Genomic DNA, 23192 nt, shown 5'->3' with positions numbered 1-23192 from the left:
CAGAGCACGGATGAAGCAGAAGATTCTGATCGTCGAGGACAGCCTGACTGTCCGTCGCATGTTGATCCAGGCCATCACCCAGCAGACGGGCCTGGAGATCGATGCCTATGACACCCTGGAGGGGGCCCGCCACTGCCACGGCGAAGAGTACGTGGTGGCGCTGGTTGACCTCACACTGCCTGATGCCCCCCGGGGAGAGGCGGTCAATGTACTGCTCGAACGCGGCCTGCCTGTGGTGATCCTCACCGCCGACATCAGCGAAGAGAAACGCCACGCCTGGCTCGAAGCCGGCGTGCTCGACTACGTGATGAAGGATTCACGGCACTCCCTGCAGTACGCCGTGGGGCTGGTCCACCGACTCTATCTCAACCAGCGCATCGAGGTGCTGGTGGTGGACGACTCACGCACTTCCCGTCACCGCACCGCCGCCCAACTGCGCAAGCAGTTGTTGCAGGTTCACGAGGCAGGACATGCCCGAGAGGCGCTGGGCATCATCGAGTCCAACCCGGCCATTCGGCTGGCACTGATCGACTACTACATGCCCGAGATCGACGGTATCAGCCTGGTGCGAATACTGCGTGAACGCTACAGCAAGCAGCGTCTGGCCATCATTGGCATCTCGGTCTCCGACAAACGTGGTCTCTCTGCCCGCTATCTCAAGCAGGGGGCCAACGACTTCCTCAACCAACCGTTCGAGCCCGAGGAGTTGCAATGCCGTGTCAGCCACAACCTGGAGGCCCTGGAGCAATTCACCAGCATTCAGGAGTCGGCCAACCGGGATTATTTGACCGGGCTCTATAATCGCCGCTACTGGTTTGGGGAGGGCATGAAATGGTTTGAGGCGCTCCAGCAACAAGAGACCCAGCTCTCCCTCTGCGTACTGGATGTGGACCACTTCAAGCAGGTCAACGATCACTGGGGTCATGCGGTGGGGGATCAGCTGCTCTGTCACCTGACCCAGCAACTGACCCAATTTTTCCCCGATGCACTCATCGCCCGCTTCGGCGGCGAGGAGTTTGCCCTTATGGTCCCCCACTGCAGTGTGCCGGTACTGGCCAAGCGCCTCGAGGGGCTTCGCCTGCACCTGCGCCAACTCCCTCTCGCTCGTGAGGTTCCTCTGTTTGTGCGTGCCAGCTTCGGGGTTACCGAGGTGGGGCGGCTCTCCATGGACGAGGCCCTGAGTGAGGCGGATCGACTGCTCTACCACGCCAAGCGGACGGGGCGCGACAAGATAGTCACCGAGTGCACATAACCGGCATGGGCAGGCCGGTGCCGTGACAAAGGCGGACCGGCTGGATACTATCTCCCTATGGCTCGTAATCGGTCCCTTTGGATGTCGATGTATCTCACCCAGCTGGATGCCCACTCACTGCATTTCCCCTCTGTAGATCACGCCCTCGAAGAGCCCAACGGGTTGCTCGCCATCGGCGGTGATCTCACCCCTCCCCGCCTGCTTGCGGCCTATCGTCGCGGCATTTTCCCCTGGTATGAGCCTCACAGGCCCATCCTCTGGTGGTCACCGGATCCCCGTGGAGTACTGATCCCGGAGCAGATCCACGAAGGACGCAGCACACGCAGACTGTGGCGTCGCGGCCAATTCGATATTTGGATCAATCGCGACTTTAATAGGATCATCGAAGGGTGCGCCGCACCACGGCGTACCGCCGACTCAACCTGGATTGGCAGCGAGATGATCAGCGCGTACAAGAGACTCCATGAGCAGGGTGACGCTCACAGCATCGAGATCTGGCAAGGGGGAGAGCCCGTCGCAGGACTCTACGGACTGAGCCTGGGCCGCGTCTTCTGCGGCGAGTCTATCTTCTCGCGTATCGACGGCGGTGCACGACTGGCATTGATGGCCCTATGTCGCCACTTTTGCGCCCATGGCGGCGCCCTCATCGACACCCAGATGCAGAACCCTTTTCTGGCCACCATGGGCATTGAAGAGTGGCCACGGCGACGTTTTCTCGATGCCCTGTCTCATCTGCAGCACGAACCGCTGCATGCCGGCTGCTGGACTACCAGGCAGGTACACTATGACTGAAGAAGTGATCCTTCGGGTTGGACTGACCCCGCAACACACCTGCAGTTATCTGGGTGACAGGCAAGAGCAGCTGCTGGTGTTAATGGATCACTCCCTGCTCACGCCCAACGGCTATGAACGACTGCTCAGCGCCGGCTTTCGCCGCAGTGGCAATGATATCTATCGCCCCCACTGCCCCACCTGTTCGGCCTGCCAATCCCTTCGCATCCATAGCCAGGAGTTTGTCCCCAGCAAGCGCCAGAAACGTATCCGCCAACAGAACCGGGATCTTGAGGTGGTGTTGAGCTATCAGGACAAACCCGAGTATTACGAACTCTACGAGCGCTATATTCGTGGCCGTCATGCCGATGGCACCATGTATCCCCCCAGCCGCAGCCAATATCAGGGATTTCTTCACTGCCACTGGATGCCCCCTCTCTACATGGAGTTTCGCTCTGGCTCGAAACTGCTGGCCGTCGCGGTGACCGACCTGATGCCCCACTCCTTGAGCGCCATGTATACCTTCTTCGATCCCGAAGAGGCGGGCCGTTCATTGGGGGTCTTTGCCATCCTGAGTCAGTTGGAGCTGGCCGCTCGGACGGGCCGGAGTTGGGTCTATTTGGGCTATCTGGTCGAGCACTGCCAGAAGATGAACTACAAGAGCCAGTACCGTCCCCACGAGCTGCTCATCGGCAAAGAGTGGAAAAAAGTGCCCTCAATCCCCGAGTAAACTTTACACATAGCCTTAAATCCGGCATGATCTCGCCGTTTTTTGTTGTGGCTTATCAAGAGGATTCAATGGCTAAAGAAGACAGTATTGAGATGCAGGGCACCATTCTGGAGACTCTGCCCAATACCATGTTCCGGGTGGAACTTGAGAACGGTCACGTGGTGATCGCCCATATCTCCGGCAAGATGCGCAAGAACTACATCCGTATCCTCACCGGTGACAAGGTAACCGTTGCCCTGACCCCCTACGATCTCTCCAAGGGTCGCATCGTTTTCCGCTCTCGCTAAGCCAGGAATTCATACAAAAACCCCAACCAGTCGGTTGGGGTTTTTGTTGTTGGTTTAGTGTTGTACGGTCAGAGGCTGGGTCTGGAAGTCGAAGGTTAACCCCTCCTTGCCCAGATCCACTCTGACGGCCCCGCCATCGACCAGCGCACCAAACAGGATCTCGTTGGCCAGCGGCTTCTTGAGTTGCTCCTGAATGACACGCCCCATGGGACGAGCCCCCATAGCCCTGTCGTATCCCTTCTCTGCCAACCAGTGGCGAGCCGCATCGGTGATCTCGAGGGAGACCCCCTTGGCATCCAGTTGTACCTGCAGCTCGACGATGAACTTGTCCACCACCTGATAGATCACCTCCATATCGAGGTGGTTGAACCAGATGATATGGTCGAGACGGTTACGAAACTCCGGGGTAAACGTCTTGTTGATCACCGACATGGCATCATGGCTCATGTCCTGCTGCTGGAAGCCAATGGACTTGCGCTGGGTCTCCTGCACGCCGGCATTGGTCGTCATCACCAGGATGACATTGCGAAAATCTGCCTTGCGCCCGTTGTTATCGGTCAGGGTGCCGTTGTCCATCACCTGCAGCAGCAGGTTAAAGACATCCGGGTGGGCCTTTTCGATCTCGTCGAGCAGCACCACAGAGTGGGGATGCTTGATCACGGCATCGGTCAGCAGCCCCCCCTGCTCGAAACCCACGTATCCCGGAGGAGCACCGATGAGACGCGAGACGGTATGACGCTCCATGTATTCGGACATGTCGAAACGCAGCATCTCGACCCCCAGCGCCTTGCCAAGCTGCTGGGTGACCTCCGTCTTGCCCACCCCGGTGGGACCGGCAAACAGGAAGCAGCCCACCGGGCGATGCTCGTTACCGAGCCCTGAGCGCGCCAGACGAATAGCATCGGTCAACACCTCGATAGCCCTGTCCTGACCAAACACCACCATTTTGAGGTTGCGCTCGAGGTTCTTCAGGACCTCTTTATCGGATGCCGAAACCGACTTCTCGGGGATCCTGGCAATCTTGGCCACGATCGCCTCTATCTCGGGCACATTGATCACCTTCTTGCGCTTGCTCACCGGCAGCATACGCTGGCTGGCCCCCGCCTCGTCGATCACATCGATGGCCTTGTCCGGCAGATGGCGATCATTGATATATTTGGCCGCCAGCTCGGCAGCGGCACGCATCGCCTTGACGGTGTAGCGTACATTGTGGTGCTGCTCATAACGGCTCTTGAGGCCCATCAGGATGCGGGTGGTATCATCCACGCTCGGCTCGACGATGTCGATCTTCTGGAAACGCCGCGCCAGGGCGTGCTCCTTCTCGAAGATCTGGGAGTACTCCTGATAGGTGGTCGAACCGATGCAACGGAGCAGCCCATTGGAGAGCAACGGCTTGATGAGGTTGGCCGCATCGAGCTGGCCGCCAGAGGCTGCACCGGCCCCAATGATGGTGTGGATCTCGTCGATAAAGAGGATGGCCCCCTCCTGACGCTCCAACTGCTTGAGCAACACCTTGAGGCGCTTCTCAAAATCGCCCCGGTACTTGGTCCCCGCCAGCAGTGAGCCCATGTCCAGGGAATAGATGGTGCTACCGGCGATCACCTCGGGCACATCTCCCTTGACGATGCGATAAGCGAGCCCCTCGGCGATCGCGGTCTTGCCGACACCGGCCTCTCCGACCAACAGGGGATTGTTCTTGCGCCGGCGGCACAGTACCTGGATGGTACGGTTGAGCTCCTGATCACGGCCAATCAAGGGATCAATACGACCCTCAAGCACCAACTGGTTGAGGTTGGTGGCAAAGCTCTCAATCTGGGCTGAGGAGAGATCATCCTCCCCTTCCTGAGCCTGCTGACCGCCCTGCTCCGGCTTGTTCTCCTTGCGTACCCCATGGGAGAGGAAATTAACCAGATCGAGACGGCTGATATCAGACTTCTTCAGGAAGTAGACGGCCTGGGACTCCTGCTCGCTGAAAATAGCGACCAGCACGTTGGCGCCACTGACCTCGGTATTACCGGACGATTGAACGTGGAAGACTGCCCGTTGCAGCACGCGCTGGAATCCGAGGGTGGGTTGGGTTTCTCTGTCCTCATCGTCGCGAGGCAGCAGAGGGGTCGTCTGGTTGATGAAGGCGGCAATTTCCTGCCGCATGTTATCGACATCGGCACCACAGGAGAGCAACGCCTCCTTGGCGGAAGGATTGTCCAACAAAGCCAAGAGCAGGTGCTCAACGGTCATAAACTCATGGCGCTCATCCCTGGCATACTTGAATGCCTCATTCAGCGTCCTTTCCAGATCCTTGTTCAGCATAGGCACCTCCCCTAATACAACAGCTTATCGTGGTGTCATTCAGATCATTTATCAGGCCTTTTCCATGGTACAAAGCAGTGGATGTTCGTTCTTTCGAGCATAGGTATTGACCTGAACTACCTTGGTCTCGGCAATCTCGGCCGTAAACACGCCACAGATCCCCTTACCACTATAATGCACACTCAGCATCACCTGAGTCGCTTTATCCAAGTCCATACCGAAGAACCTTTGCAAAACCTCTACCACAAAATCCATAGGGGTATAGTCATCGTTGTTCAATACCACCTTGTACATGGGAGGCGGTTGCACATCAACCTTGGAATCTTGAGCAACCTCTTCATTTACAAAGAGTTCTTTCTGTTTAGCCATCTTTCTCCGGCACCTTAAGATTACTATCAATAGAAAAGCACTTGTCAACAGATTTTGTTAACCTGGTCACACTGATTTGTTAACAACTTCTTGACTCGACGGATTCTTGGACTAGATTGGTTACTTGCTAATCTGCCCCCGGATGAGGCCAGATATTTCTAGTTTACATGGAGCGGGCGCAGGTTACTCAACGACTTTAGGGTAATCAATAAAAGGATGTAGATGTATGGCAACCGGAACAGTCAAATGGTTCAACAACGCCAAAGGGTTTGGTTTCATCTGCCCGGAGGGGGGTGGGGAGGACATTTTTGCCCACTACTCCACCATCCAGATGGATGGCTACAAGACACTCAAGGCCGGTCAGTCTGTCCAATTTGAACTGCAAAAAGGCCCCAAGGGAAACCACGCATCCGTCATTGTGCCCACAGAAGCACAAAATATCTAATCACAAGCAGCACGAGCAGATTTGTCGCCACGCCTCCCTCGGGAGGCGGTTTTGTTTCCGGGAAACAGCACCGGCGTGCGCTGCACCTGGGCCAGTATTACTCCGGCCAGGGTCAAGCCTCCCCCCACCAGATGACTCCAGCTCAATTGCTCTCCCAGCAGGGTGACCGCCAACCCGGCCGTCATCACAGGTAGCAAGTTCATGTAGATAGCCGTTCTGCTGGCACCAAGCAGGGAGATCCCCTGCATCCAGAGCCAGGGAGAGAGGGCCGAGGTCGGGACCCCGGCATAGAGCACAAACCACAGGCTCTCCCACCCCGGCAAGCGACCATCCACCAGGAAGAAGAAGGGGGTCAGGAACATCAGGCTCATCAGCACCTGGCCGTAGAGCATCATCCAGTTGTCGAGCCCCAGAACCCAGCGGCGCAGCAGCACGCTATAGAGCGCATAAGTGAGCGCCGAGAGCAGCATGTAGACATAGCCGATGGAGATGCCATGGGTCAGCAACCGAGCCGGGTCCCCCTGCCCCAGCAACACCACCAGCCCTCCCAGAGAGACCAGCCCACCGAGCAGCGCGCCCCAAGTGGGGCGCTCACGCAGTAACAGGGTGCTGAGTACCACCGTCATCAGGGGAGTCAGACCCATGATAAGGCTGATCTCGGTCGCCCCCAGGGTTGTTGCGGCGTAATAACCGAAGGTCTGGTTAAGTACCATGCCAAGCAGTGCGAGCAACGCCAGCCTGGGGGCGCAGCGAAACAGGCGGTGCCGCAGCAGCCAGGCCCGGCGCCCCAGCCAGGGACTCAACACCAGGGCCGCCACCAGCCAGCGCGACCAGGCCAGCGCAGCCGGTGACATCAGTTGCACCGCCATCTTGCTGACGATGCCATTACCGGCCCAGATGGCGATACAGGAAACGGGGAAGAGAAAGGAGAGAGACGACATGGGAACACACTCACACAGGGATGTCGCCATATTAAGACAGCCCCGGTCGCCACTCAAATTCGGGGCAGACAATCCCTGTCGGATAGCCGCCGGGCTCAGCTACCTGACATGGCAGCCCCCGTCGACAATAGGGATAGACCCAGTGATAAGGAAAAACCATGAACAAGTCCATGTTGGGAGGCGTGCTGGTCGGCGTGGCCAGTGCCCTCACCCTCTCTGCCGTAGCCAGCAGCCACCTGTTCGAACGAGAGCCTGAAGTGGCCCAGGTGCTCGGCGTCAAGCCGGTCAGCCGCACCATCAAGACGCCCCAACAGGTGTGCGAGCAAGTAAGCGTCACCCACAGAAAACCGGTTAAGGATGAACACCAGATTGTCGGCACCGTCGTCGGCGCCGCTCTGGGGGGCGTTATCGGTCACCAATTTGGCGGAGGCAGCGGCAAGAAGGTGGCGACGGCGGCAGGGGCTGTCGCCGGTGGCTATGCGGGCAATCAGGTGCAGGGCAATATGCAAAAAGCCGATACCTACACCACGAAAGAGCAGCGCTGCCGTACCGTGCAAAAGGAATCACAGGAGTCCCTTGGCTATGACGTGACCTATCGCCTCGCCGGACAGGAGGGGGTGGTACGCATGCAGCACCAGCCCGGCAAAACCATACCGGTGAAGGAGGGACGCCTGGTGCTGGATGCTCCCGCCATCCCGGCTGCAGGCTGATGCGATGGGCAAGCCCGACAACCGCCGGGCTTGCCATCATATTTCGCCGCGCACCTTGCGGATCCCGAGTTCATAAAATCCCTCATCCGTATCGGGACGAGTGTGGAATATTTTGAGAAACCACATGTACTGCTCCGGATAGCGGGTCAGCAGCGACTCCACCGCCTGATTCATCACCAGAGTATCCCGGGTCACATCCTCGCTCGGGTAGGGCTCGGGCAGAGGCTCTATCACCAGTTCGTAGTCGTGGTTTGCCTCGTCGTAGCAGGCCAGCATCATCAGCGGACGGGCACCGGTGAGCTTGCACAGGCGTGGCAAGGCCGGCAGGGTCGCCTTCTCCATACCAAAAAAGGGAACAAAGAGGCTCGCCTCGCGCCCGTGATCCTGGTCCGGCAGATAATAAAAACCGCTGCCCGGCTGTCTGAGGTGTTTGATGATGGGTTTGAGCCCGGCGCTGCGTTCATAGATCTTGGCACCGTTGCGTCCCCGCTCCCGGTTGATGTAGCGATCGAACACGGCGCTCTTGGCGCTCTTCATCATGGTGCACATGGAGAGGGTCTGGCGATTATCGATGATGCGTCCGCAAAAATCGATGGCCCAGGTGTGGGGCACCACGAAGATCACCGATTGACCCGCCAACCTGGCGGCCTCCACATGCTCCCAACCGCTGATCCGGGTGCGTGATGCCAGATAGTCGGGGGAGCGCACGCTCAGCTCGCCAAAGCCGGCGAAGGTCTTGATGCCCACTCGCATGCACTTGTGCAGCAGGGCCTCACGCTCTTCCCCGCTCAACCGGGGGAAGCAGATCTCGAGGTTGGTGCGGGCGATATAGCACTGTTTCTTGGAGAGACGCACCAGCAGCGGGGCCAGGAGATCCCCCAGACGATCGCGCAAACGGGGAGGCAGATAGCCCATCAGGCGCAGCGCACCGACACCGAGCCAGGCTCCCCAGTGTTTTGGGTGGAGCAGCTCGCGGTGAAAAGAGTGGTCGAAAACAGGATCCATCTGGCTCATTGCAATTCAGAGAGTCGATACAATAGGGGGAAGATTCTAGCCGATCCCCCCCTTCTGCTCAAAGGTCGCCAACACCGTGCGCTCGGGCTATGCCCTGGATCTGCTCGCACCAATGGCTCTTTTGCCCATCGCTCATCCAGCTCGCCTCGACGCCGTTAAGCGCCAGCTGTACCACCTGCCCGGCACTCAGGGAGAGCCCCTCCACCAGTGCCCGATAGTTGGCCGTGAGATAGCCACCGAAGTAGGCGGGATCGTCGGAGTTGACCGTCACGCAGAGCCCGTGCTCCAGCAAGTGCCTCATGGGATGATCGCTCATCGTTTTGACCACCTGCAGGCGCAGGTTGGAGAGGGGGCAGACCGTCAGGGGCAGTCGGCTGCGGGCCAGCGCCTCCAGCAGCTCGGGATCGTCGATGGCGCGCACCCCGTGATCGATACGCCGTACCTGGAGTCGTTCCATCGCCTGCCAGATATATCCGGCGGGCCCCTCCTCTCCCGCATGGGCGACAACGGGAAGACCCAGCTCTCTGACTCTGGCAAAGACCCGGGCAAATTTCTCCGGCGGATTCCCCCGCTCGCCGGAGTCCAGACCAAAACCGTGCAGCCGGTCGAGCCAGGGCTCGGCCTCTGTCAGGGTCTGCCAGGCGGACTCTTCGCTAAGATGGCGCAAGAAGCAGAGAATGAGTCGGGAGCTGATCTGCCAGCGGCGCTGCCCCTCGTCAAGCGCCTCGAGCAGCCCCTCCATCACCTCGGAGAAGGGGACTCCCCGCTCGGTGTGGGTCTGGGGATCGAAGAAGATCTCCGTGTGCACGATCTTCTCCTGGTGACAGCGCTCCAGATAGGCCAGGGTCAGATCAAAGAAGTCGCGGGCCGTGCAGAGGACGGCCGCGTTTTGATAGTAGAGATCGAGAAAAGACTGCAGGTCTGTGAAACGGTACGCCGAGCGAAGTGCCTCGACCGACCCCCAGGGCAGCTCAATATGGTTACGCCTGGCCAGCGCAAAGACCAGCTCAGGCTCCAGTGTGCCCTCGATATGCAGATGCAGCTCAACCTTGGGCAGTTCGGCAATCAATGTCTCCATCATCATCACCTCCACAAGAAAACGGCTGTAACCCAGTTGCCAAACGGGCTTATAATCCCCGCTTCAAAGAAGCTAACTGATTGATAGACTAGGTTCTTCCACCCTGGCATGCCACGCAAGGAGGCAGTATGAAGAAAAGTGTTATTTGTGACATAGACGGCGTCATTTTGCACAACAACGACCTGATCCCCGGCGCCGATCGCTTTGTCCACCGCCTCCTCGAGCAGGGCCACAAGTTGCTCTTTCTGACCAACTACCCGGCCCAGACCCAGAAAGATCTGCAAAACCGCTTCCGCTCCGCCGGCATCGAGGTGCCCGAGGAGTGTTTTTACACCTCGGCCATGGGGACCGCCGACTTTCTGCGCCGCCAGGACGGCAAGAAGGCCTATGTGATCGGTGAGGGGGCCCTGACCCACGAACTCTACAAGGCCGGATTTACCATCACCGACATCGATCCCGACTTCGTGGTGGTGGGCGAGACTCGCAACTACAACTGGTCCATGATGCAGCTGGGTGCCAAGTTCGTGGCCCAGGGGGCACGCTTTATCGCCACCAACCCCGATACCCACGGCCCTCACATGTACCCGGCCTGCGGAGCCCTGTGCGCCCCCATCGAGCGGATGACCGGCAAGAAGCCGTTTTATGTGGGCAAGCCCAGCGCCTGGATCATCCGTGCGGCACTGAACCGGATGGAGGCCCACTCGGAGAGCACCATCATCATCGGCGACAACCTGCGCACCGATATTCTGGCCGGCTTCCAGGCGGGCCTCGAGACCATACTGGTGCTCTCGGGCGTGAGTCGTGCCGAGGATATCGATCAGGTACCGTTTCGTCCCAACCATATCTTTGGCTCTGTCAACGAGATCGACATCGTTTAGGAACCCGTTACACCATGGATTTGATGATCATCGCCGTGGCCTTCGGCTGCGGCATGCTGGCCAACCTCCTCAAGCTGCCTCCCCTGCTCGGTTATCTGGCCGCCGGCTTTGCCCTCAAGGGACTCGATGTCCCCCACAGTGAGACCCTCACCACCCTGGCCGACCTCGGGGTCACCCTGCTGCTCTTTACCATCGGCCTCAAGCTGGAGGTCAAGACCCTGCTCAAGCGGGAGGTGTGGGGCACCACCAGCGTGCACATGCTGCTCTCGACCCTGCTCTTTACCCTGGTATTACTGGCTTGCAAGGGGGTAGGCGTCACCCTGGCCAGCGAACTCAACTGGCAACTGGCACTGCTGCTCGGCTTTGCCCTCTCCTTCTCCAGCACCGTCTTCGCGGTCAAGGTGCTTGAGGAGCGAAGCGATATGAATGCCCTCTACGGCCGCCTCGCCATCGGCGTGCTGGTGCTGCAGGATCTCTTCGCGGTAGCCTTCCTCACCGTCTCGAGCGGCAAATTGCCGAGCCTGTGGGCCCTTTGGGTATTGGCGCTCCCCCTGCTGCGCCCCTTGCTCTTTCTGCTGCTCGAGCGGGCCGGTCACGGGGAGCTGCAGGTGCTGATGGGGATCTTCCTGGCTCTGGTGGTGGGGGCCGGCGGCTTCGAGCTGGTGGGCCTCAAACCCGATCTCGGTGCCCTGGTGATGGGGATGCTGCTGGCCAGCCATCCCGCCTCGAGCGGCCTGGCCAAGTCGCTCTTCAACCTCAAAGATCTCTTCCTGGTCTGCTTCTTCGTCTCCATCGGTCTGCACGGGTTGCCCACCTCGGACACCCTCTTGATGGCGGCGATCTTGCTGCTGGTGCTGCCGCTCAAGAGCCTGCTCTACTACGTGGTTTACTGCAGCGCCCATCTGAGGGTTCGCACCGCCCTGCTCTCTACCCTGGCCCTGGCCAACTTCTCCGAATTCGGCCTCATCGTCGGCGCCATTGCCACCAAGGCGGGCTGGCTGCCTGCGGAGTGGTTGGTGGCCATCTCCCTGATGCTGGCGGCCAGCTTCATGATCTCCGCCCCCCTCAACGGCATGGGAGAACGCCTCTATCACCGCTTCGGGGATCGCCTGCGGCGCTGGCAGACCGCCATGTTGCACCCTGAGGACAGACCCATAGAGCTGGGCGATGCCCAGGTCATCATCCTCGGCATGGGGCGTATCGGTCAGGGTGCCTATGCCGAGCTGGAGCGTCGTCACGGTCCGGTCGTGCTCGGGGTGGAGAACGACAGCAGCAAACTGCCGGGGCTGCGTGAGCGTGGCCTCAACGTCATCGAAGGGGATGCCACCGACACCGATTTCTGGGACAAGGTGCTGCTCTCCAACCAGGTCTCTCTGGTGCTGCTCGCCATGCCTCACCACTCCGGGAACCTCTATGCGGTCGACAAGCTGCGCAGCCACGGTTTTAGTGGGCGCATCGCCGCCATTGTCCGCTTCGAAGATGACATCCCCTCCCTGCTCGAGCAGGGGATCGACGCCGTCTTCAACGTCTATAACGAAGCGGGTAGCGGTTTTGCCCGTCATGTCATGCGTGAGCTGCGTCCCTTTGAGGAACGTGACCCCTTGGCAAGTGACGGCCAGACCGCTAAGGTCGAAGGTGGTTAGAATACTAAACGGGGGCATGATGCCCCCCTTCATCCACGGCCAAGGAGGTTCCATGTCATCCCCCCTCATCAGCGATCTCGTGCTCTTCTCCGAGTCAGTCCCCCCCCAACCCCTCTACCCGGCCGAAGATCGCCTCATCGCCGGGGATCCCAAGCAACTGCTCTGGAACCACTACTCGGACCCGAGCGCCCAGTTTCATGCCGGGATCTGGCAGGGCGAACCGGGCAGTTGGGAGGTTCGTTATAGCGAGCACGAGTTTTGCCACCTGCTCGAGGGCAAGGTGCAACTGTCGGATCAGGAGGGCAACAGCATGATCCTGGTCGCCGGGGATCAGTTCGTCATCCCGGCCGGTTTTCGCGGCACCTGGGAGACCATCGAGACCTGCCGCAAGATCTACGTCATCTTCGAGCCGAGCGATCAGAGCTGATCCTCTCCACCAGGAGGTCCCCAAGAGAAGCCGGATATTATCCGGCTTTTCTGTTTGCAAAAGAGCCTTGCTCTGGCATTGTGAGGGGCGAGGAATGTAAACGGACTTTCGGGCCCAAACGTGGGGGGCCCTACAAAAATAAAGAGGATTTACATCGATGTGCTCCATCTTCGGTATTCTGGACATCAAGTCTGATGCAGCGGCCCTTCGCAAATCGGCCCTCGAGATGTCCAAGCGATTGCGTCACCGCGGGCCCGACTGGTCCGGCGTCTACAGCACCGACAAGGCCATTTTGGTGCACGAGCGCCTGGCCATCGTCGATCCGGGCAACGGCGCCCAGCCCCTCTACAACCCCGAGCGCACCCATGTGCTGGCGGTCAACGGCGAGATTTACAACCACAAGGAGCTGGAGAAGAACCTCAAGGTCGATTTCCAGTTTCAGACCCACTCCGATTGCGAGGTGCTGCTCGCCCTCTACAAGGAGAAGGGGCCCGCCTTTTTGGACGATCTCAACGGCATCTTCGCCTTTATCCTCTATGACGCCGAGCAAGATGCCTACCTCATCGGTCGCGACCACATGGGGATCATCCCCCTCTATACCGGGCGCGACGAGCACGGCAACTTCTACGTCGCCTCCGAGATGAAGGCGCTGGTGCCGGTGTGCAAGAGCGTCGAGACGTTTCCGCCGGGACACTACCTATGGAGCAAGGATGGCGAGCTCAAAAAATGGTACCAGCGTGACTGGATGAGCTATGAGGCGGTCGAACACAAGGTCAGTGACAAGGCCGAGCTGAAAGCCGCCCTGGAAGCGGCGGTCAAACGCCAGCTGATGTGCGACGTCCCCTACGGCGTGCTGCTCTCCGGCGGTCTGGATTCGTCCGTTATCTCCGCCATCACCAAACTCTATGCGGCGCGCCGCATCGAGGACGATGGCCAAAGCGAGGCCTGGTGGCCCCAGTTGCACTCCTTCGCGGTCGGTCTCAAGGGCTCGCCGGATCTTGCCGCCGCCCAGAAGGTGGCCGATCACCTGGGCACAGTACACCACCAGATCCACTTCACGGTGCAGGAGGGGCTCGATGCCCTGCGGGACGTCATCTATCACCTCGAGACCTATGACGTCACCACCATCCGAGCCTCCACCCCCATGTACCTGATGGCCCGCTATATCAAGGCGATGGGCATCAAGATGGTGCTCTCGGGCGAGGGCTCTGACGAGCTGTTTGGCGGCTACCTCTACTTCCACAAGGCCCCCAACGCCCGCGAATTCCATGAAGAGACGGTGCGCAAGCTCGACGCCTTGCATCTGTATGACTGCCTGCGCGCCAACAAATCCATGGCCGCCTGGGGCGTGGAGGGTCGCGTGCCCTTCCTCGACAAGGAGTTTATGGATGTGGCGATGCGCCTCAATCCCGTCGACAAGATGTGCGGCAATGGCAAGATAGAAAAGCATATCCTGCGCGAGGTGTTTGGCGAGCTGCTGCCCCATGAGGTGGCATGGCGCCAGAAGGAGCAGTTCTCCGACGGCGTCGGCTACTCCTGGATCGACAGCCTCAAAGCCATGGTAGAGAAGGAGGTAACCGATCAGATGTTCGAGGCCGCCGCCTATCGCTTCCCGGTCAACACCCCGCTCACCAAGGAGGCCTACTACTACCGGGCCATCTTCGAGGAGCACTTCCCGCTCGAATCGGCCGCCCGCACCGTGCCCTACGGCAAGTCGGTCGCCTGCTCTACCCCCACTGCACTGGAGTGGGATGCCAAGTTCAAGGAGATGGCCGACCCGTCGGGACGCGCCGTCCTCGATGTGCATCAGCAGGCCTATTGATAGAGACCCACCCCCGCCTTGGCGGGGGTGGTTGTTTTTGTGCCGCCCTGCTAGCCTGAACCCTCTTGCCAACCACAAGGATGTAAGGATGAAATCCCTCACCGCCCTGCTGCTCGCCTGTGCCCTGCTGCCCCTCCCGACCCTGGCCGCCGGCTGGGCCGATGGTCAGCCCGGCTACAGCCAGGCTTACGATCCCGCCCGCAATCCGTTGAACGATCTCAGCGGAGCACGCCTCAAGGCGTCGATGGAGAAGAAGAAAATCTTGCTGTTTATCGGAGGAGAGTGGTGCCGCTGGTGCAAGGAGATGAACCGTTTTCTCGATGCCGACCCGCACCTCGCCAAGGCCTTCACCGACACCTTCGTCGTGATCAAGGTCAATGTGAGCGACGAAAACAAGAACACCCATTTCTTGAGCGTCTATCCCGAGTTTCAGGGGGTACCCCACTTCTTCATCCTGGACAAAAATGGCACCCTGATCGAGTCAGTCAACACAGGACTGCTCGAGCAGGGGGACAGCTACAGCCGCGACAAGTTTGTCCGCTTTGTCGACTACTTCGCCAAGTGGTAACCCCGACGGGCCTGTCCGTCATGGGATGGCCCCAAGATCAGGGTGAGAAGGCGTCGGGGAAGGGGCGGCCCCCTCGCCCAGTCCCACTCGAGCCAGCAACCCCCCAAGGGATGGTCCCCGCTCGAGCGAGAGCCCGCTTCCATGGTAATGGGCGATGTCACGCACCAGGGCAAGACCGAGGCCAGCCCCGGGCTGATCGCCTCCGTGCTCGAGTCGTACGAAGGGTTGAGCGGCACGCTCACACTCATCCGGCGCAATGCCGGGGCCCGAGTCTTCCACCTCAAGCCAGACCCGCCCCGCCTCTCGCCGCACCCGCACCGTCACCATTCCCCGCGCCGGAGTGTACTTGATGGCGTTGTCGATGAGGTTGGCACACAGCTCTCCAAGCAGAAGAGGCTCTCCTGGCACCATGCACTGCGCCTCCCCCTCATAACCGAGATCGATCCCCCGGGTACGAGCGGCCATCAGTCGCGAGAAACAGGCCTCCTGCACCAGAGCCACCAGATCCAACGGGTTAAGGGTGCGTCGGCCGGCACACTCGTCGGCCTTGAGCCGTGCCAGAGTGAGCAGTCGCTCGGTCAGCCCTATGGTGCGGTCCAGGGTGTGCACCATGGCGACGAGCTCGGCCTTGGGATCGGTGCTCGCCTGGGCCACGGCCACCTGGGTCTTGAGTACGGCCAGGGGGGTTCGCAGCTGATGCGCGGCATCGGCGCTGAAACGCTCCTGGCGGGTTACCATCTGCCTCAATCTCTCCAGATGACGGTTGAAAGCGAGGATCAGCGGCCGGGTCTCCTGCCAGGGGAGCAAGTCCGGCAGCGGTGCCAGGTTGGCGGCGTCGCGGCGGAGCAGCTCGCGCGAGAGACGGCGCATGGGAGTGAGCAGCCGCTTAAGCAGCAGGTAGGCGATAAGCCAGGTCAGACAGAGCAGGGCCCCCTGGGAGAAGAATGCGCTCCACAGCAGCTGTTCGGCGAGCTGGCGGCGCCCGAGCAGGGTCTCGGCCACCGTGATGGTCGCCATGCCGCTAACCCCGCCCTGGTTCACCGGCTGCAGCAGGGCGACGGCACGGATCGGCGCCCCCTGATACTCCCCGTCGTAGAAATAGGCGAGCGCCGGATAGCGATCGGTGAGCGGCGTGTCGGCCGGTCGTACCGGTAGCGCCTCATAGCCGGAGATGACCCGCTGCGAGGGCCCACGCACCTGATAGTAGAGGCGATCGCGCATGTTGCGCTCGAAGCTGTCGAGCACCACATAAGGCACGTCGACCCGTAATCTACCTTCGGCCACATCGAGACGCTCGGCCACGGTGCGGGCCGAGGCGAGCAGGGTGCGATCATAGGCCTGGGTGGCCGCGGCCAGGGCAGTGTGGTAACTGCTCCAGGTAGAGAGTGCCCACAGCACCATCATGGGCAGCCCCAGGAAGAGCAGTAGCTGGCCGAGCAGGGAGCGATTAATCCTCAGCCTCCTCGAGCAGGTAGCCCAGGCCACGCAATGTGGTGATCATCACCCCGCTGCCGGCGAGCTTCTTGCGCAGGCGATGGATGTAGAGATCGATGCTCTCCCGGCTCGCCTCCTCCCCCAGAGTGAACACCTGCTCAAACAGTTGCCCCTTGGCCACCGGGCGACCGCGGCGGTACATCAGGACGGTGAGCAGGGCATGCTCACGCGGGGTGAGCGGTAGCGGCACCTCCCCCACCAGGAAGTAACCTTCCGGGTGCAAACAGAGGGCGCCAAGGCGCTGCTCGGCGCTGACAGCCCCCTGACTGCGGCGCAGCAGGGCTCGCAGACGGGCGTCGAGCTCGCCGAGGTCAAACGGCTTGGCGAGGTAGTCGTCGGCCCCCGCCTGCAGGCCGCGGATGCGATCCTCGACCGCCCCGTGGGCGGTGAGCAGCAACACCGGCAGATCCTGCCCGCGGCGGCGCAGTCGGGCCAGCACCTCGAGCCCGCCCCTGCGCGGCATCTCGATATCGAGCACCGCCAGGGCGTACTGCTCGTGCTGCAGCAGGTGATCCGCCGCCGCCCCGTCCTCGGCCCAGTCAACGGCAAACCCGGCGTCGCCCAACGCCCGACTCAGCCAATGAGCCAGCTCGTGATTGTCCTCGGCCAACAAGAGACGCATGTCACAACTCCGCAACATCGTGGCGCGATGAAAGGTAAATGAAAGGTGGCTGTTTTAACAATTTCGCATCACCTCGTCCAGCGGGCGGGGTCACAGAGTGCGACATGGGGTCGCCTGACGGAGAAAAAACAATGACAAAAGGAACGCTTCACGCCCTGACCTTGCTGGCCCTGCTGGCCGGTCACCCCGCCTTCGCCGCCGAGGGAGCCCCCTCGCGCACCGAGTGCATCGCCCCCGCCAAACCGGGCGGCGGCTTCGACCTCACCTGCAAACTGCTGCAGGTGAGCCTGCAAGAGAGCGGAGCCATCGACAAGCCCATGCGCGTCACCTACATGCCGGGCGGCGTCGGCGCCGTGGCCTACAACGCCATCGTAGCCCAGCGCCCGGCCGAGGCCGGTACCGTGGTCGCCTTTTCGAGTGGTTCACTCTTGAACCTCTCCCAGGGCAAGTTCGGCCGTTACGGGGTCGATGACGTGCGCTGGCTGGCCGCCGTTGGCACCGACTACGGCATGATAGCGGTGCGCCACGACGCCCCCTACCAGAGCCTCAAGGAGCTGGTCGCAACCCTGAAGCAAAATCCCGACAGCGTGGTGATCGGTGCCGGCGCCTCCATCGGCAGTCAGGACTGGATGAAAGCCGCCCTGCTGGCCAAGCTGGCCGGGGTCGATCCCCACAAGATGCGCTACGTCGCCTTCGAAGGGGGTGGCGAGCCGGTGACCGCCCTGCTTGGCAATCATGTGCAGGTGGTCTCGGGCGATCTGAGCGAGATGGTCCCCTACCTTGGCGGCGACAAGCTCAAGGTACTGGCGGTGTTTGCCAAGGATCGCCTGCCGGGCCAGCTGGCCGACATTCCCACCGCCAGGGAGCAGGGTTATGACCTGGTGTGGCCGGTCATTCGCGGCTTCTACGTGGGCCCCAAGGTAAGCGACGCCGGCTACCAATGGTGGAAGCAGACCTTCGATCAGCTGGCCAAGAGCGATGCCTTCAAGGCCCAGCGTGATCAGCGCGGCCTGTTCGCGTTCGATCTCACCGGCGACGAGCTTGACCGCTACGTCAAGGCCCAGGTGGCCGACTATCGCGAGCAGGCCAAGGCCTTCGGTCTGGCCAAGTAAGAGGGAGCCGGCACCATGAGCGATCGTCTGTTTGCCCTGTGCTGGCTGCTGCTGAGCCTGGGGGCCGCCGCCCTCGCCTGGCAGCTGCACAGCGAATACAGCTACGAGCCGGTGGGGCCGCGCCCCTTCCCGCTTGTGATCAGCCTGTTGATGGCCGGCTGCGCCCTGCTGCTGCTTAAGCGCACGCCGGATCCGGCCAGCTGGCCGGCGCGTCCCGCGCTGCTGCGCATCGCCGCCATGGTGCTGGCCCTGTTTAGCTACGGCTGGGGCTTCGAGTGGCTGGGCTTTCCGCTCGCCACCACCCTGCTCACCGTGGTGGTCGGGCGGCTGTTTGGCGCCAGCTGGCGCGCCGCCCTCATCGCCGGGCCCCTACTCGGCATCTGCCTCTTTTACGCCTTCGACCGGCTGCTGGATGTCACCCTGCCGCTCGGCGCCTGGCTGGCCTAAGGAGTAGTCATGGATACCTGGATGTACCTCGCGCAAGGTTTCGCGGTGGCCCTCACCCCCGAAAACCTGCTGATCGCCCTCATCGGCTGCTTCGTCGGCACCGTGGTGGGGCTGCTGCCGGGGCTTGGCCCCATCAACGGGGTGGCGATCCTGCTGCCCCTCGCCTTTGCCCTGAAACTGCCCCCCGAGTCGGCCCTGATCCTGCTCGCCACCGTCTACATCGGCTGCGAGTACGGCGGGCGGATCTCCTCCATTCTGCTCAACGTGCCGGGGGACGCCGCCGCCATCATGACGGCGCTCGACGGCTACCCCATGGCCAAGCAGGGGCGCGCCGGGGTGGCCCTCTCCATCTCGGCGGTGAGCTCGTTCGTCGGCTCCCTGCTCGCCATCGGCGGCATCATACTGTTCGCCCCGGCCCTGGCCCGCTGGTCGCTCGCCTTCGGCCCGGCCGAGTACTTCGCCCTCATGGTGTTCGCCATCGCCTGCCTCGGCAGCATGATGAGCCAGAACCCGCTCAAATCCTTCCTCGCCGCCCTGATTGGCCTCGGGCTCGCCACCGTCGGCGTCGACGCCAACACCGGCGTCTACCGCTTCACCTTCGACAGCGTGCACCTGTCGGACGGGATCCAGTTCATCGTGGTGGTGATCGGCCTCTTCTCGGTGAGCGAAATTCTGCTAATGCTCGAGCACACCAAGGGGGGTCAGCAGCTGGTGCGCCAGACCGGTCGCCTGCTGTTTAGCTTCCGCGAGCTGACCCGGTGCACCGGCACCATGCTGCGCTCGGCCACCGCCGGCTTCTTCGTCGGCATCCTGCCGGGGGCCGGCGCCACCATCGCCAGCGCCCTCACCTACATGACCGAGAAGCGCCTGGCCGGCCCGCAAGGCACCTTCGGCCAGGGCGATATCCGCGGCGTGGCGGCTCCCGAGGCGGCCAACAACGCCTCCGCCTGTGGCTCCTTCATCCCCATGCTGACCCTGGGTGTGCCGGGTTCGGGCACCACGGCGGTGATGATGGGGGCCCTGACCCTCTATAACATCACCCCGGGACCGACACTGTTCACCGAGCAGCCGGACATCGTCTGGGGGCTGATCGCCGCCCTGCTGCTGGCCAACATCATGCTGCTCATCATGAACATCCCCCTCATCGGGTTGTTCACCCGCATGCTCAGCATCCCGCTCTGGTTCCTGGCACCGGCCATTGCCACCGTTTCGGCGGTGGGGGTCTACGCGGTGCACAGCACCACCTTCGATCTGCTGCTGATGGCCGGTCTCGGGGTGTTTGGCTATGTGCTGCGCAAACTCAACTTCCCCCTCTCGCCGCTGATCCTGGGCTTCGTGCTGGGGGAGATGCTGGAGCAAAACCTGCGCCGGGCACTCTCCATCAGCAACGGCGAACTCGGCATTCTGTGGGGCAGCACCATCAGCCAGAGCCTGCTGGTGCTGGCGGTGCTGGTCATCGTTCTGCCCCCCCTGGTGCGCCTGCTGCGCCGGCGCCTCCCTCTCTCAAGGGAGTCCTTTGGCCAGACGCTCCCTCCCCCTTGAGGAGGCACACAATGACGCGATGCCGGTCCAGCGGGCCGGCACTCGTCGGAATCAATTCAGGGACACCCTGGAGTGAGGGTATAGCTGCGGTTGGCCGCCACGGCGGCATCCATCTGGGCCAGCGTATTGCGGCCTATCAGCACGGGATAGCTCATCTTCTTGCGATCGTTGAGGGTAAATTCGTCCTCAAGCAGCCGATTGCCGATGCAGATAGCCATTCTCACCACCGGTCGGTTATCGCTTCCACCGGCACCTCGTACCTTGACGTAGCGGATCACTTCCCGCTCTATTCGCACCGTTCTGGCCCCCTCTTTATCCTCACCGCGTACCGTGAAGCTGACCCAGCGCTCCCCGTCTCGCTCAAACTCGCGCAGCTGCCGCGCATCGAGTGAGGAGGTATCGGCCCCGGTATCGAGCTTGAGATCCATCATCAGGCCAGCCGGCTCGAGCACCCCGCGCTCGGCCCAGCCATAGATGACGGGGGCCGCCTGGGCACTGACGCCATACATGAGGGCGATGCACCACCCCTTCCAACGATTCATGTCACACTCCTTTCTCTTCTGATGGACAGAGCATCGCGAGCCTCTTGCGGGAGGCCATCGATGTGATGTCACAAAGTGATGAAACAATCGCGTCCATCATTGCTTATTGAGTTAAGTTTCAGTAGCTTGCCTTCAGACCGCCATCGGGTGCACAAGGAGAAGGTGATAGATGTCGACTCTCAGAGATAAACTGCGCCGATTTGATTCCTACCGACGCCGCGCCACACGGGGATGGGAGCGCCGCCTGCTGGGCTGGGTTGCCTCACGCAATCGCATCGTGCGAGAAGAGACAGAGGTGCGCCGAATTCTGGTGGTACGCAGCACCAACCGGATCGGCAATGCCATCTTCCAACTGCCTTTTCTGCATGCACTGCGGGCCCGTTATCCCGATGCCACCATTGAGCTGGTGCAGAGCTCGGGGCTGATGACCCCCTTCATCGAAGAGCTCACCGTCAGCCGCATCCACCTCCTCCATTTCCGCTGGGGGAAGCTGACTGCCTCGTTGCAGGCCCTGCTCGCATTGCGCAAGACCCCCTTCGATCGCGTCTATACCCCCTTCCCCTCCAGCACGGATCACCTGATCACCGCCTGCATTCGAGCCTCCGACAAGAGGGGATTTAACGAAATGAACGGGGATGTGCTGTTTGATGAGGCCATCACCCCCCTCGACGATTGGCATTATGCGCATACCCCGCTGCAACTGCTCGGGATCACTAGCCCCCCTCGCTATCTGGAGCACGCACCTCGCCTCTGGAAGGAGGCGGCCCTGCCCGTTCAGTCAGGAGAGACGGTACGGATCGGCTTCTTCACCGGCGCCCGGGATGGCAAGGGGCTGACCCACAGGCAGTGGCAACATCTGCTCGGCCGAATACGCAGCCACATGCCCTCGGCTCACCTCATCCATATCCAGGACCCCACTCTGCCCGAGCCCAACCTGGGCGATGAGATCATCAGCCTGCAGAGCCTGGAGGCACTGGCCCGCTTTACCTCAGGCCTGCACCTCTTTATCTGCGCCGATACGGGCCCTTTGCACCTGGCCGCTGCCAGCGGAGTCCGCTGCCTCGCCCTCTACACCCAGACCACGCCGAGCCGCTACGGGTGTCTGGGGGCCAACCATCACCATCAAGAGGTGACGGACAGGGAGAACATCCCCCTGGATGGTAACTGGTTACAGGGGCTGCAACCGGCTCACCTCTCACGGGCCAGTTAGCCGGGTTCGGGTAACAACTTGCGCCTGCGAAGTGGCATCTGCCCTACGGCAATGCCGAGCAAGACGGTGAGGCAGGCTATCCCCTGCAAAGGGGTGAGCCGCTCACCGAGCAGCAGATAGGCGAAGATAAGGGTAAAGACCGGCAGCAGGTTAACATAAGCCGCCGCCAGGGTGACCTTCACCTGAGTCACCGCCCAGTTGTAGAGCAGATAAGCCCCCAGGGTCACGAAGGCGCCGAGAAAGAGGATCACGGCGAGATCGAAGGGGCGCCACGCTGTAGGCCAGGGGGATGAGAAGGCAAAGGGCGCAAAAAAGAGGATGCCCACGAAGGCTTGCAGGGCCGTCAGGGGGAGCACCCCATAGCGGCTGGAGAGCTTTTTGAGTACCACCGAATAGGTGGCGGCGCAGAGCATGGCCAGCATCTCCAGGGCGTTACCCAGCAAGGGGTTGGGGGCACTGGCCTCCTGCTCGCCCCCCAGGCTCAGGGCCACTACCCCGATGATGGCGATCATGCAACCCAGCAATTGCCGGCGCGAGATACGCTCCCCGAGCAGCAGGTAGGCAACCATGGCCACCAACAACGGTAGCAGGGCACACACCATGCCCGCCTGTCCGGCACTGGTATAGCGCAGGGCATTGACCTCGAGCAGGAAGTAGAGGCAGGGCTCGAGGGTGCCAAGCAGTGCCAGCCAGCGCCAGTCTCCGGCCTGATAGGTAAAGCGCCACAGGTGTCGCCACAAGAGCAGCCAGCACAGCCCCGCTACAAGCATCCGCATGAAGAGCACCTGACCAAACTCCCACACCCCGAGCACATGCTTGAGGGCGATAAAGGAGCTGCCCCACAGCAACATGGCCAAGGTGAGGGCCAACATGGGCAGAAGACGCACGATTTCCTCCGTGAAAATAGGGATTTGCTGAATAACCCTGCCCCGGCAGAGTTGTTTAGCGAAGAGTTACATCAGATAATATCTGCCGTTT

General features: G+C 61.3%; 24 protein-coding genes. 15 read left to right on the top strand and 9 right to left on the bottom strand.

Annotated elements, in window-relative coordinates; all coding sequences use genetic code 11:
• The first annotated feature begins 10 nt into the window (after positions 1-10).
• The 4 genes from BN1133_RS05445 to infA all read left to right on the top strand — a co-directional run bounded on the left by BN1133_RS05445 (position 11) and on the right by infA (position 3040).
• Entirely contained in the window at positions 11-1252 is a 1242-nt protein-coding gene (locus BN1133_RS05445) for a diguanylate cyclase (protein WP_050665534.1), read from the top strand.
• Positions 1253-1333: 81 nt separating this feature from the next.
• Positions 1334-2044, top strand: coding sequence for a leucyl/phenylalanyl-tRNA--protein transferase (gene aat, locus BN1133_RS05440; RefSeq protein WP_050665533.1), 711 nt, complete (start codon positions 1334-1336; stop codon positions 2042-2044).
• Positions 2037-2753, top strand: a complete 717-nt coding sequence (locus BN1133_RS05435) for an arginyltransferase (RefSeq protein ID WP_050665532.1) — start codon at positions 2037-2039, stop codon at positions 2751-2753. The genes aat and BN1133_RS05435 overlap by 8 nt, the downstream gene beginning before the upstream one ends.
• A 68-nt stretch (positions 2754-2821) precedes the next feature.
• Complete coding sequence (gene infA / locus BN1133_RS05430; protein WP_005300033.1) at positions 2822-3040, top strand: translation initiation factor IF-1; 219 nt, start codon at positions 2822-2824, stop codon at positions 3038-3040.
• Positions 3041-3094: 54 nt separating this feature from the next.
• Here the strand turns inward: infA and clpA are convergent, their stop codons facing one another.
• Both clpA and clpS read right to left on the bottom strand, forming a co-directional pair.
• A complete protein-coding gene (clpA, locus tag BN1133_RS05425) occupies positions 3095-5350 on the bottom strand; it encodes an ATP-dependent Clp protease ATP-binding subunit ClpA (protein ID WP_050665531.1) in 2256 nt (751 codons plus the stop codon).
• A gap of 51 nt (positions 5351-5401) precedes the next feature.
• Positions 5402-5719, bottom strand: coding sequence for an ATP-dependent Clp protease adapter ClpS (gene clpS / locus BN1133_RS05420; protein WP_050665530.1), 318 nt, complete (start codon positions 5717-5719; stop codon positions 5402-5404).
• A 226-nt stretch (positions 5720-5945) separates the two neighbouring features.
• On the opposite strand from clpS, the gene cspD reads away from it, so the two are divergent.
• Positions 5946-6164: a cold shock-like protein CspD gene (gene cspD, locus BN1133_RS05415; RefSeq protein ID WP_050665529.1), complete on the top strand. Its 219-nt coding sequence runs from the start codon at positions 5946-5948 to the stop codon at positions 6162-6164.
• Here the strand turns inward: cspD and BN1133_RS05410 are convergent.
• Positions 6161-7105 carry a DMT family transporter gene (locus tag BN1133_RS05410; protein WP_050665528.1) on the bottom strand — a complete coding sequence of 315 codons (945 nt, stop codon included), beginning with the start codon at positions 7103-7105 and terminating at the stop codon, positions 6161-6163. The two genes, cspD and BN1133_RS05410, sit on opposite strands and share 4 nt — an antisense overlap.
• 158 nt (positions 7106-7263) lie before the next feature.
• Here BN1133_RS05410 and BN1133_RS05405 point away from each other — a divergent pair, with 158 nt between their 5' ends.
• Positions 7264-7815 (top strand): glycine zipper 2TM domain-containing protein, encoded by a 552-nt coding sequence (locus BN1133_RS05405; RefSeq protein ID WP_050665527.1) that lies wholly within the window; start codon positions 7264-7266, stop codon positions 7813-7815.
• Positions 7816-7851: 36 nt separating this feature from the next.
• On the opposite strand, the gene BN1133_RS05400 is transcribed toward BN1133_RS05405, so the two are convergent.
• Together BN1133_RS05400 and BN1133_RS05395 are read right to left on the bottom strand one after the other, a co-directional pair.
• The gene (locus BN1133_RS05400; protein ID WP_050665526.1) at positions 7852-8829 is read right to left on the bottom strand and encodes an LpxL/LpxP family acyltransferase; all 978 of its coding nucleotides are present in this window, start codon (positions 8827-8829) and stop codon (positions 7852-7854) included.
• Positions 8830-8887: 58 nt separating this feature from the next.
• Positions 8888-9907 carry an adenosine deaminase gene (locus BN1133_RS05395; RefSeq protein ID WP_050665622.1) on the bottom strand — a complete coding sequence of 340 codons (1020 nt, stop codon included), beginning with the start codon at positions 9905-9907 and terminating at the stop codon, positions 8888-8890.
• Positions 9908-10035: 128 nt separating this feature from the next.
• On the opposite strand from BN1133_RS05395, the gene BN1133_RS05390 reads away from it, so the two are divergent.
• The 5 genes from BN1133_RS05390 to BN1133_RS05370 all read left to right on the top strand — a co-directional run bounded on the left by BN1133_RS05390 (position 10036) and on the right by BN1133_RS05370 (position 15245).
• Complete coding sequence (locus BN1133_RS05390) at positions 10036-10785, top strand: HAD-IIA family hydrolase (RefSeq protein ID WP_050665525.1); 750 nt, start codon at positions 10036-10038, stop codon at positions 10783-10785.
• A 14-nt stretch (positions 10786-10799) separates the two neighbouring features.
• Positions 10800-12428 (top strand): cation:proton antiporter family protein, encoded by a 1629-nt coding sequence (locus BN1133_RS05385; protein WP_050665524.1) that lies wholly within the window; start codon positions 10800-10802, stop codon positions 12426-12428.
• Positions 12429-12480: 52 nt separating this feature from the next.
• Positions 12481-12855, top strand: coding sequence for a cupin domain-containing protein (locus tag BN1133_RS05380; RefSeq protein ID WP_050665523.1), 375 nt, complete (start codon positions 12481-12483; stop codon positions 12853-12855).
• A gap of 157 nt (positions 12856-13012) precedes the next feature.
• Complete coding sequence (gene asnB / locus BN1133_RS05375) at positions 13013-14677, top strand: asparagine synthase B (protein WP_050665522.1); 1665 nt, start codon at positions 13013-13015, stop codon at positions 14675-14677.
• A gap of 88 nt (positions 14678-14765) precedes the next feature.
• The gene (locus BN1133_RS05370) at positions 14766-15245 is read left to right on the top strand and encodes a thioredoxin family protein (RefSeq protein ID WP_050665521.1); all 480 of its coding nucleotides are present in this window, start codon (positions 14766-14768) and stop codon (positions 15243-15245) included.
• Positions 15246-15263: 18 nt separating this feature from the next.
• Here the strand turns inward: BN1133_RS05370 and BN1133_RS05365 are convergent, their stop codons facing one another.
• Positions 15264-16649, bottom strand: coding sequence for a sensor histidine kinase (locus tag BN1133_RS05365; protein ID WP_082177914.1), 1386 nt, complete (start codon positions 16647-16649; stop codon positions 15264-15266).
• Positions 16650-16692: 43 nt separating this feature from the next.
• Entirely contained in the window at positions 16693-17361 is a 669-nt protein-coding gene (gene tctD / locus BN1133_RS05360) for a transcriptional regulator TctD (protein ID WP_050665520.1), read from the bottom strand.
• A 131-nt stretch (positions 17362-17492) separates the two neighbouring features.
• Here tctD and BN1133_RS05355 point away from each other — a divergent pair, with 131 nt between their 5' ends.
• Genes BN1133_RS05355 through BN1133_RS05345 form a run of 3 tightly spaced genes read left to right on the top strand, consistent with a single transcriptional unit; the run spans position 17493 to position 20462 of the window.
• Complete coding sequence (locus tag BN1133_RS05355) at positions 17493-18473, top strand: Bug family tripartite tricarboxylate transporter substrate binding protein (RefSeq protein ID WP_050665519.1); 981 nt, start codon at positions 17493-17495, stop codon at positions 18471-18473.
• Between the two features lie 15 nt (positions 18474-18488).
• A complete protein-coding gene (locus BN1133_RS05350; protein ID WP_050665518.1) occupies positions 18489-18920 on the top strand; it encodes a tripartite tricarboxylate transporter TctB family protein in 432 nt (143 codons plus the stop codon).
• 9 nt (positions 18921-18929) lie between these two features.
• The gene (locus BN1133_RS05345; RefSeq protein WP_050665517.1) at positions 18930-20462 is read left to right on the top strand and encodes a tripartite tricarboxylate transporter permease; all 1533 of its coding nucleotides are present in this window, start codon (positions 18930-18932) and stop codon (positions 20460-20462) included.
• A gap of 56 nt (positions 20463-20518) precedes the next feature.
• Here BN1133_RS05345 and BN1133_RS05340 read toward each other — a convergent pair whose 3' ends face one another.
• Positions 20519-21004 (bottom strand): ATP-dependent zinc protease family protein, encoded by a 486-nt coding sequence (locus tag BN1133_RS05340; protein WP_050665516.1) that lies wholly within the window; start codon positions 21002-21004, stop codon positions 20519-20521.
• Between the two features lie 169 nt (positions 21005-21173).
• Here BN1133_RS05340 and BN1133_RS05335 point away from each other — a divergent pair, with 169 nt between their 5' ends.
• Positions 21174-22214 (top strand): glycosyltransferase family 9 protein, encoded by a 1041-nt coding sequence (locus BN1133_RS05335; protein ID WP_050665515.1) that lies wholly within the window; start codon positions 21174-21176, stop codon positions 22212-22214.
• Here the strand turns inward: BN1133_RS05335 and BN1133_RS05330 are convergent.
• Complete coding sequence (locus tag BN1133_RS05330; RefSeq protein WP_050665514.1) at positions 22211-23101, bottom strand: DMT family transporter; 891 nt, start codon at positions 23099-23101, stop codon at positions 22211-22213. The two genes, BN1133_RS05335 and BN1133_RS05330, sit on opposite strands and share 4 nt — an antisense overlap.
• Positions 23102-23192 lie beyond the last annotated feature (91 nt).

Origin of the sequence: Aeromonas schubertii (genome assembly GCF_000820105.1) — a bacterium.
In the GTDB taxonomy this organism is placed as follows: domain Bacteria; phylum Pseudomonadota; class Gammaproteobacteria; order Enterobacterales; family Aeromonadaceae; genus Aeromonas; species Aeromonas schubertii.
The sequence above is the reverse complement of the archived record's forward strand: the minus strand, read 5'-3'. Positions and strand labels throughout refer to the sequence as shown.

Coding starts and splice junctions, on each gene's coding strand:
- BN1133_RS05445 (WP_050665534.1), top strand. CDS start 11: ATGAAGCAGAAGATTCTGATCGTCGAGGACAGCCTGACTGTCCGTCGC.
- aat (WP_050665533.1), top strand. CDS start 1,334: ATGTCGATGTATCTCACCCAGCTGGATGCCCACTCACTGCATTTCCCC.
- BN1133_RS05435 (WP_050665532.1), top strand. CDS start 2,037: ATGACTGAAGAAGTGATCCTTCGGGTTGGACTGACCCCGCAACACACC.
- infA (WP_005300033.1), top strand. CDS start 2,822: ATGGCTAAAGAAGACAGTATTGAGATGCAGGGCACCATTCTGGAGACT.
- clpA (WP_050665531.1), bottom strand. CDS start 5,350: ATGCTGAACAAGGATCTGGAAAGGACGCTGAATGAGGCATTCAAGTAT.
- clpS (WP_050665530.1), bottom strand. CDS start 5,719: ATGGCTAAACAGAAAGAACTCTTTGTAAATGAAGAGGTTGCTCAAGAT.
- cspD (WP_050665529.1), top strand. CDS start 5,946: ATGGCAACCGGAACAGTCAAATGGTTCAACAACGCCAAAGGGTTTGGT.
- BN1133_RS05410 (WP_050665528.1), bottom strand. CDS start 7,105: ATGTCGTCTCTCTCCTTTCTCTTCCCCGTTTCCTGTATCGCCATCTGG.
- BN1133_RS05405 (WP_050665527.1), top strand. CDS start 7,264: ATGAACAAGTCCATGTTGGGAGGCGTGCTGGTCGGCGTGGCCAGTGCC.
- BN1133_RS05400 (WP_050665526.1), bottom strand. CDS start 8,829: ATGAGCCAGATGGATCCTGTTTTCGACCACTCTTTTCACCGCGAGCTG.
- BN1133_RS05395 (WP_050665622.1), bottom strand. CDS start 9,907: ATGGAGACATTGATTGCCGAACTGCCCAAGGTTGAGCTGCATCTGCAT.
- BN1133_RS05390 (WP_050665525.1), top strand. CDS start 10,036: ATGAAGAAAAGTGTTATTTGTGACATAGACGGCGTCATTTTGCACAAC.
- BN1133_RS05385 (WP_050665524.1), top strand. CDS start 10,800: ATGGATTTGATGATCATCGCCGTGGCCTTCGGCTGCGGCATGCTGGCC.
- BN1133_RS05380 (WP_050665523.1), top strand. CDS start 12,481: ATGTCATCCCCCCTCATCAGCGATCTCGTGCTCTTCTCCGAGTCAGTC.
- asnB (WP_050665522.1), top strand. CDS start 13,013: ATGTGCTCCATCTTCGGTATTCTGGACATCAAGTCTGATGCAGCGGCC.
- BN1133_RS05370 (WP_050665521.1), top strand. CDS start 14,766: ATGAAATCCCTCACCGCCCTGCTGCTCGCCTGTGCCCTGCTGCCCCTC.
- BN1133_RS05365 (WP_082177914.1), bottom strand. CDS start 16,649: ATGATGGTGCTGTGGGCACTCTCTACCTGGAGCAGTTACCACACTGCC.
- tctD (WP_050665520.1), bottom strand. CDS start 17,361: ATGCGTCTCTTGTTGGCCGAGGACAATCACGAGCTGGCTCATTGGCTG.
- BN1133_RS05355 (WP_050665519.1), top strand. CDS start 17,493: ATGACAAAAGGAACGCTTCACGCCCTGACCTTGCTGGCCCTGCTGGCC.
- BN1133_RS05350 (WP_050665518.1), top strand. CDS start 18,489: ATGAGCGATCGTCTGTTTGCCCTGTGCTGGCTGCTGCTGAGCCTGGGG.
- BN1133_RS05345 (WP_050665517.1), top strand. CDS start 18,930: ATGGATACCTGGATGTACCTCGCGCAAGGTTTCGCGGTGGCCCTCACC.
- BN1133_RS05340 (WP_050665516.1), bottom strand. CDS start 21,004: ATGAATCGTTGGAAGGGGTGGTGCATCGCCCTCATGTATGGCGTCAGT.
- BN1133_RS05335 (WP_050665515.1), top strand. CDS start 21,174: ATGTCGACTCTCAGAGATAAACTGCGCCGATTTGATTCCTACCGACGC.